Source organism: Pseudomonas sp. 18.1.10 (assembly GCF_024655625.1).
Lineage (GTDB): Bacteria > Pseudomonadota > Gammaproteobacteria > Pseudomonadales > Pseudomonadaceae > Aquipseudomonas.
Genome location: NZ_JANLGL010000019.1, coordinates 42766 through 49451 on the forward strand (window position 1 = coordinate 42766; position 6686 = coordinate 49451).

The 6686-nt window shown below is 63.3% G+C and carries 7 protein-coding genes; 5 read left to right on the forward strand and 2 right to left on the reverse strand.

Going from position 1 to position 6686, the window contains the following annotated elements:
* Positions 1-44: 44 nt before the first annotated feature.
* Positions 45-710, forward strand: coding sequence for an isoprenoid biosynthesis glyoxalase ElbB (gene elbB / locus NUV89_RS05530; protein WP_257780588.1), 666 nt, complete (start codon positions 45-47; stop codon positions 708-710).
* Here the strand turns inward: elbB and NUV89_RS05535 are convergent.
* The gene (locus NUV89_RS05535) at positions 707-1162 is read right to left on the reverse strand and encodes a YaiI/YqxD family protein (protein WP_124526870.1); all 456 of its coding nucleotides are present in this window, start codon (positions 1160-1162) and stop codon (positions 707-709) included. The two genes, elbB and NUV89_RS05535, sit on opposite strands and share 4 nt — an antisense overlap.
* Before the next feature lie 159 nt (positions 1163-1321).
* A complete protein-coding gene (locus NUV89_RS05540) occupies positions 1322-3217 on the reverse strand; it encodes a cytochrome c/FTR1 family iron permease (RefSeq protein WP_257780589.1) in 1896 nt (631 codons plus the stop codon).
* A gap of 257 nt (positions 3218-3474) precedes the next feature.
* On the opposite strand from NUV89_RS05540, the gene NUV89_RS05545 reads away from it, so the two are divergent.
* Genes NUV89_RS05545 through NUV89_RS05560 form a run of 4 tightly spaced genes read left to right on the forward strand, consistent with a single transcriptional unit; the run spans position 3475 to position 6618 of the window.
* Positions 3475-4869, forward strand: coding sequence for a COG3014 family protein (locus NUV89_RS05545; RefSeq protein ID WP_257780590.1), 1395 nt, complete (start codon positions 3475-3477; stop codon positions 4867-4869).
* Between the two features lie 10 nt (positions 4870-4879).
* Complete coding sequence (locus tag NUV89_RS05550; protein ID WP_017530843.1) at positions 4880-5251, forward strand: YcfL family protein; 372 nt, start codon at positions 4880-4882, stop codon at positions 5249-5251.
* A gap of 35 nt (positions 5252-5286) precedes the next feature.
* Positions 5287-5874 carry a penicillin-binding protein activator LpoB gene (gene lpoB / locus NUV89_RS05555; protein WP_017736965.1) on the forward strand — a complete coding sequence of 196 codons (588 nt, stop codon included), beginning with the start codon at positions 5287-5289 and terminating at the stop codon, positions 5872-5874.
* 3 nt (positions 5875-5877) lie between these two features.
* Complete coding sequence (locus NUV89_RS05560) at positions 5878-6618, forward strand: penicillin-binding protein activator LpoB (RefSeq protein ID WP_257780591.1); 741 nt, start codon at positions 5878-5880, stop codon at positions 6616-6618.
* The last annotated feature ends 68 nt before the right edge of the window (positions 6619-6686 follow it).

The window sequence follows — 6686 nt, forward strand, 5'->3', positions numbered from 1 at the left end:
CAAATTAGTAGACATTTAACGCCATGAACCCAGGAGAAATGCCCATGAGCAAAAAGATTGCAGTGATCCTTTCCGGCTGTGGCGTGTACGACGGCGCCGAGGTCCACGAAAGCGTCATCACCCTGCTGCGCCTGGACCAGCGCGGCGCTCAGGTCCAATGCTTTGCCCCCGACATTGCGCAACTGCACGTGATTAACCACCTCACCGGCGAGGAGATGCCCGAGACACGCAACGTGCTGGTGGAATCGGCGCGCATCGCCCGTGGCGCGGTGAAGGACATTGGCGAAGCCAACGCCGACGACTTCGATGCGCTGATCGTGCCGGGCGGGTTTGGGGCGGCGAAGAACCTGTCGAACTTTGCCGTGCAAGGCGCAGGGTGCAGCGTCAACCCACAGGTCTTGGCGTTGGCCGAAGCCTTTGCCGAAGCGGGCAAGCCAGTGGGGCTGATCTGCATCTCCCCGGCGCTGGCCGCAAAGATCTACGGCCCCGGCGTGACCTGCACCATCGGCAACTGCGCCGACACGGCGGCGGCGCTGGACAAGATGGGCGCCACCCACCAGGAATGTGCGGTGGACGACATCGTTGAAGACAAGGCACGCAAGCTGGTGAGCACGCCGGCCTATATGGTGGGCAAGAGCATCAGCGAAGTGGCGTCAGGTATCAACAAGCTGGTGGATCGGGTGCTGGAGTTGACCCACGAGAACGACTAACCGGCCCGCATCAATCGAGTCAGGATCCGATCCAGGGCATTGGCAAACGCCTGCTTGTCCTTCTCCCCATGGGGCGGTGGCCCGCCGCCCATCTGGCCCTGTTCGCGCAGATCGGTGAACAGGTTGCGCACCGCCAGGCGTTCACTCATGTTCGCCGGGCTGAATTCCTTGCCCCGTGGGTCGAGGGCCGTAACGCCCTTCTTCACCAGGCGATCGGCCAGCGGCACATCGCTGCAGATCACCAACTCGCCGGGCACGGCGTGCTCCACCAGGTAGTCATCCGCCGCGTCCGGGCCGCTGGGCACCACGATCAGCTTTACGCATGAAAAGCTCGGCTTGATCTGGCTCTGCCCGGCCACCAGCACCACTTCAAACTGGCGCTTGAGGGCGAACTTGACCACCTGGTCCTTGGCTGCCCGAGGGCAAGCGTCGGCATCGATCCATACGCGCATAAACACTCCTCATATCCACAACACAGATTCCATTGTGGGATCGGGCTTGTGTGGGAGCGGGTTTGCTCGCGAAAGCGGTGGATCAGACAAAACATCTGTGACTGACAGACCGCTTTCGCGGGCAAGCCCGCTCCCACACTGACCGTGCCCACTCAAGACTTAAGCAGTGGCGCGACGCTTCTCAGCCAATCGACTACGGCCATACAACACCACAATCGCCACAATCGCCACCGCCTGCGCACTCAACGAGTACGCATCGGCATGAATCCCCAGCCAATCAAAGTCAAAGAACGCCACCGGCCGTGTGCCGAAGATGCCGGCTTCCTGCAATGCCTTCACGCCATGCCCGGCGAACACCACCGACAACGCGCACAACAGCGCCGCGTTGATGCCGAAGAACAACGCCAACGGCAGCTTCGCCGAGCCGCGCAGGATCACCCACGCCAGGCCCACCAACAGCACCAGCGCGGTGGCGCCACCGGCCAACACCGCGTTGTGCCCGGCCGGGCCGGCTTGCAGCCACAGGGTTTCGTAGAAAAGGATCACTTCGAACAGCTCGCGGTACACCGAGAAGAACGCCAGCATCGCAAAACCGAAACGCCCCCCGCCGCCCACCAGGCTGCTCTTGATGTAGTCCTGCCACGCAGCGGCGTGGCGGCGGTCGTGCATCCACACGCCGAGCCACAGCACCATCACGCTGGCAAACAGCGCCGTGCAGCCTTCCAGCAGTTCGCGCTGGGCGCCGCTGACGTCGATCACATACGCCGCCAGCGCCCAAGTGGCCAAGCCCGCCAGCAGCGCCAGGCCCCAGCCGACGTTGACGCTGCGCACCGCCGACTGCTGGCCGGTGTTACGCAGGAACGCGAGGATCGCCGCCAGCACCAGGATCGCTTCCAGGCCTTCGCGCAGCAGGATCAGCAAACCGGAGATGTAACTCAGCGACCAGCTCAGGCCATCGCTGCCCAGCAAGCCAGCGGATTCGGTGAGCTTGCCCTTGGCCACGTCCAGACGTTGCTGCACTTGCTCGATCGGCAGCCCGTCCTGCAACGACTGCCGATAGGCCATCAGGGCTTTCTCAGTGTCCTTGCGCACGTTGGCGTCGACGTTATCCAGGGAGCTTTCCACCAGCTCGAAGCCTTCCAGGTAGGCGGCGACGGACAAGTCGTAGGCCTGCTCGTGATCGCCGTTGCGGAACGCGGCGAGGCTCTTGTCCAGGGTGCTTGCGGTGTAGTCGAGCAACTGCGCCGGGCCGCGCTTGACCTGCGGCGGCTGCGCGCGCTGGGCGCGGAAGGTCGCGGCGGCAGCCGGGCCGCTGGCCGCCAGCACTTCGTTCGGGGTCTGGCGGGCCAGGTCGGCGAGGTTGAACGGTTGTTCGCTCTTGGCCGCAGCCGGGTCGGCGGTGAAGCCGGCGATGTAGGTGGCCAGGTCCCAGCGCTGACGGTCGTCCAGTTGGTCGGCGAAGGACGGCATATCAGTGCCTTCGACGCCCAGGCCGAGGGTGTTGTAGATCGCATAGAGGCTCAGGCGATCCAGGCGCGTGGCGTCCGTCAGATTGGCGGGCGGCGGCGTCATGCCGGTGCCCGCCGGGCCATCACCGGCGCCGGCCGTGCCGTGGCACACCGAGCACTGCTGGGCGTAAAGCGGCGCGCCGCGCACAGGGTCGGGGGTGATCGCCGGGGCCTGGCTGACTTCATAGGCCACCGCCAGCTTGGCGCCCAACTGCCGGGCCTGGCGGGCGACAGTCGCGCCCTCCGCATGGGCCGTGACTGCCGCCAGCAACTCATCGACGCCGGAGATCAACTCGGCGCGCTCGGGCTTGGCCGGCAAATCCGCCACCAAACCCTGCAACACCCCGAGAAACTCCAGTTGCTCGCGGTACTCGGAATCATCGACAACCTTGCCCGCCTCCACCGTCGGCGGGTAGTCGGCGCCAATGTAGTCCAACAAGTGCAGGGCTTGTGGCGCGCCCTCGGTCGTCGCGGCCAGCAGATGAGCGCTGCACGACATCAACGCCGGCAGCATCAGCCAGGCGAGAAAACGGAAGGGGGCAGTCATGAATGAATCTCAAAGGGAAATACGAAGTAACATATTGTTTAACGTTAAGCGCTTTGACTCAAGGCGTTAGTGATTTGACGCAGGGAATAGCGTCGCATCCGTGATGGCTCCCCCCTCTATCCCATAGGCAAAAAGCCATTGTTTTGCCAGCAACGGCGCCTATAATGCCGCGCCCTGTTATCGCGAAAGGGTCTTTATGTCCTCGTTTTAATGAGGAATTGGCACATCAGCTGGTTACGTTCAGGGAAGAAGTCTGCATGGCATTTCGCGCCGTTACCCCGCTTGCGCTCGCGGCGGTCACCTTGCTGTCGGGTTGCTCGATGTTTCGCAGCTACGACAGCGAGCTGCAAGCCACTAACCAGCAGTTGGTCAGCGGCAATGTCGAGGGCGCGCTGACCCTGCTGGAGAAAAACAACAGCGGCGAAGACAAGGATCTGCTGTATTTCTTCGAAAAGGGCGAATTGCTGCGGGCCAAGGGCGACCTCAGCGGCAGCCAGACCGCCTGGCGCAGCGCCGACCTGCAAGTCTACAAGTGGGAAGAGTCGGTCAAGTTCGACAGCGAGCGCTACCTCGCCCAGTTCGGCAGTTTCCTCGCCAATGACAAGGTGCGTCGCTACGAAGGCTATGACTACGAAAAAGTCATGCTGACCACGCAGATGGCCCTGAACCTGCTGGCCCTGAACGACTTCGACGGCGCCCGCACCGAGATCAAGAAGACCCACGAACGCGAAGCGGTGATCGCCGACCTGCGCGACAAGGAATACCTCAAGCGCGAGAACGAAGCCGAACGCCAAGGCGTGACGACGCAGTTCAAGGACCTGCGTGGCTACCCCGTGGAAACCCTCGACGCACCGGAAGTGGTCGGCCTGAAAAACAGCTACCAGAGTGCGTTCAGCCATTACCTCGCCGGTTTCGTCTACGAGGCCCTCGGCGAAAAAGACCTGGCCGCCCCCGGCTATCGCAAGGCCGCCGAGCTGCGCCCCAACACGCCGCTGCTGGAACAAGCCCTGCTCGACCTCGACAAAACCAGCCTCGGCGCCGATGAAACCGACGTGCTGATCGTGGTGCAGAGCGGCCTGGCGCCGGCGCGTGATTCGATCCGCCTGCCGCTGCCGATCCCGATCGACGGCCATCTGGTGATTACCCCGCTGTCGTTCCCGGTCATCAAGGCCGACACCTCCACCGCGCACTTCGCGCAGATCGGTGTGGATGGCCAGCAACAGAACCTCACGGCACTCAACAGCACCACCGCCATGTCGCGCCGCGCCCTGCGCGATGACATGCCGGGGATCATCCTGCGCACCACCGTGCGCGCCGTGACCCGTGGCGTGACGCAAAACAACCTGAACAAGACCAACCCCATGGCCGGGCTGGTGCTGGGCATCGCCTCGGCCGTCACCGAAGGCGCCGACACGCGCACTTGGCGCACCCTGCCGGACCTGACCCAAGTCACACGCCTGCGCCTCAAGCGCGGCGAGCACCAGGTCAGCCTGCCCAACGCCCTGGGCGGCACGCGGGTCACCGTCAAGGCCGACCAGCGCTACCAAGTCATCACCCTGCGCGTGGTCGGCAACCAGGTATTCGCCGGCGGCCTCGCGGCCCACGTGGTGCCAAACCCGGCCACCCAGGCCATCGCCCTCAAACAACCTTAAGGAGCGCGTTATGCGTCATTTTATCCTCGGCGCCCTGGCGCTGGTCCTGCTGGCCGGCTGCGCCACCCCGCCGCCACCGGAACCTGGCAGCGCGGCGAGCAAGATCGTGGTGATGGGCAAGTTCAAGGGCATCGCCGTCGGCGCCATCCGTGTGGCGCGGGAGAACGGCTTCCTCACTGCCAAGGTGCAGCTGAGCAATATCACCAGTAGCAACCAGACGATGTATTACCGCTTCGCCTGGCTGGGTGCCGACGGCTTCCCGGTGGGCGACGAAGACACCTGGAAAGTGCTGAACCTGTACGCCAACCAGGCGACCTTCCTGCCGGCCATTGCCAACTTGCCTCAAGCCGCGGACTTCCGCCTTGAAGTGAAGACGCCTTGACGCCCGCCCCTATTCAGCTCTGGAGAGATTCCCCCATGTTTGCACGCTTTTCGATCCTTGCCGTGGTTGCCGTCCTGGCCAGCGGTTGCTCCAACACCTCGCCGGTGCTGGGCAGCAAGAACATCAGCTACGGCGACACCAAGGCCGTGGAAACCGTGACCAACGAGTTCGGCTCCACCGACCTGCAGATGATCGCCGAAAGCATGACCCGCTCGCTCGCCCAGTCCGGCATCCTGCAAGGCCGCCCGGTGGTGCAGGTGTATGACGTGAAGAACAAGACCAGCGAGTACATCGACACCCGCGAGATCACCACGTCGATCAAGACCCAGCTGATGAAGACCGGCACCGCACGTTTCGCCAGCGACAACACCGACATGCAAAGCCAGGTCGACCAGCTCAAGCTGCAGAACCAGAGTGGCCTGTACAAGAAGTCCACGGTGAGCAAGACCGGCAACATGGTTGCCGCCAAGTACCGCCTGGAAGGCTCCATCAGCTCCATCGTCAAGCGCAGCTCGGACTACAAGGACGTGTTCTACAAGTTCAGCCTGCAACTGGTGGACGTGGAAAGCGGCCTGGCCGAGTGGATGGACGAAAAAGAAATCCGCAAGACCACGGAGCGCTAAGCCATGCGTACATGGATCGGCATGATCGGCCTGCTGTGCGCCTTTGGCGCCGCGGCCGCACCGAAAATCGCGGTGACCGACCTGGCCTATCAGGCGCGGGTCGAGGAATACATCCACGCGGTTTCGGCCAGCAACACCTTCCAGGCCAGCGGCTACCACGCCAGCGGCGCGTCGAGCTACGCCGAGTTCGAGAGCCGCTCCAGCTACATCGAGCAGCTTGAGTTGCGCAAATTCAGCGGTGACATCAAGGGCGAGATCCTCAAGTCGCGCCAGTTCCAGCTGGTGCAAGGCACGCCGTACACCGCCGATGCCAAGGGTGACGTGTATGACGTGATCAAGCGCATCAAGGCCGGCAACTTCAAGGGCGCGGACTACGTGCTGTTCGGCACCCTGTCCGACATCGACTTCACCCAGGACCTCAACGCCATCGACCGCACCAACAGCTACTCGGCGGTGCTGAGCCTGACGCTGGTGGCGGATTTCAGCCTTATCAACACGCGCACCTTCGAGATCACCTCGGCGTTTACCGCCATGGGCGAAGGGCAAGACACCAAGCTGGTGAACAGCCGCGACGTCCGCGTGAACCTGAACCGGCCACGGGTGGTGAGGGACGTGTCGAAAACCTTGGGAGAGGATGTAGCGCGGCAGTTGGCGGAGCAGTTGGGTGGCGGCTATCAAGAACCCGGCCAACCGGTGTTGCGCAACAACCTGCCGAGGGATGAAGCGCCGAAGATTCTGCGCTGAGCCACGATTTCACAAACACCCTAAAACCAATGTGGGAGCTGGCTTGCCTGCGATAGCGGTGTATCAGG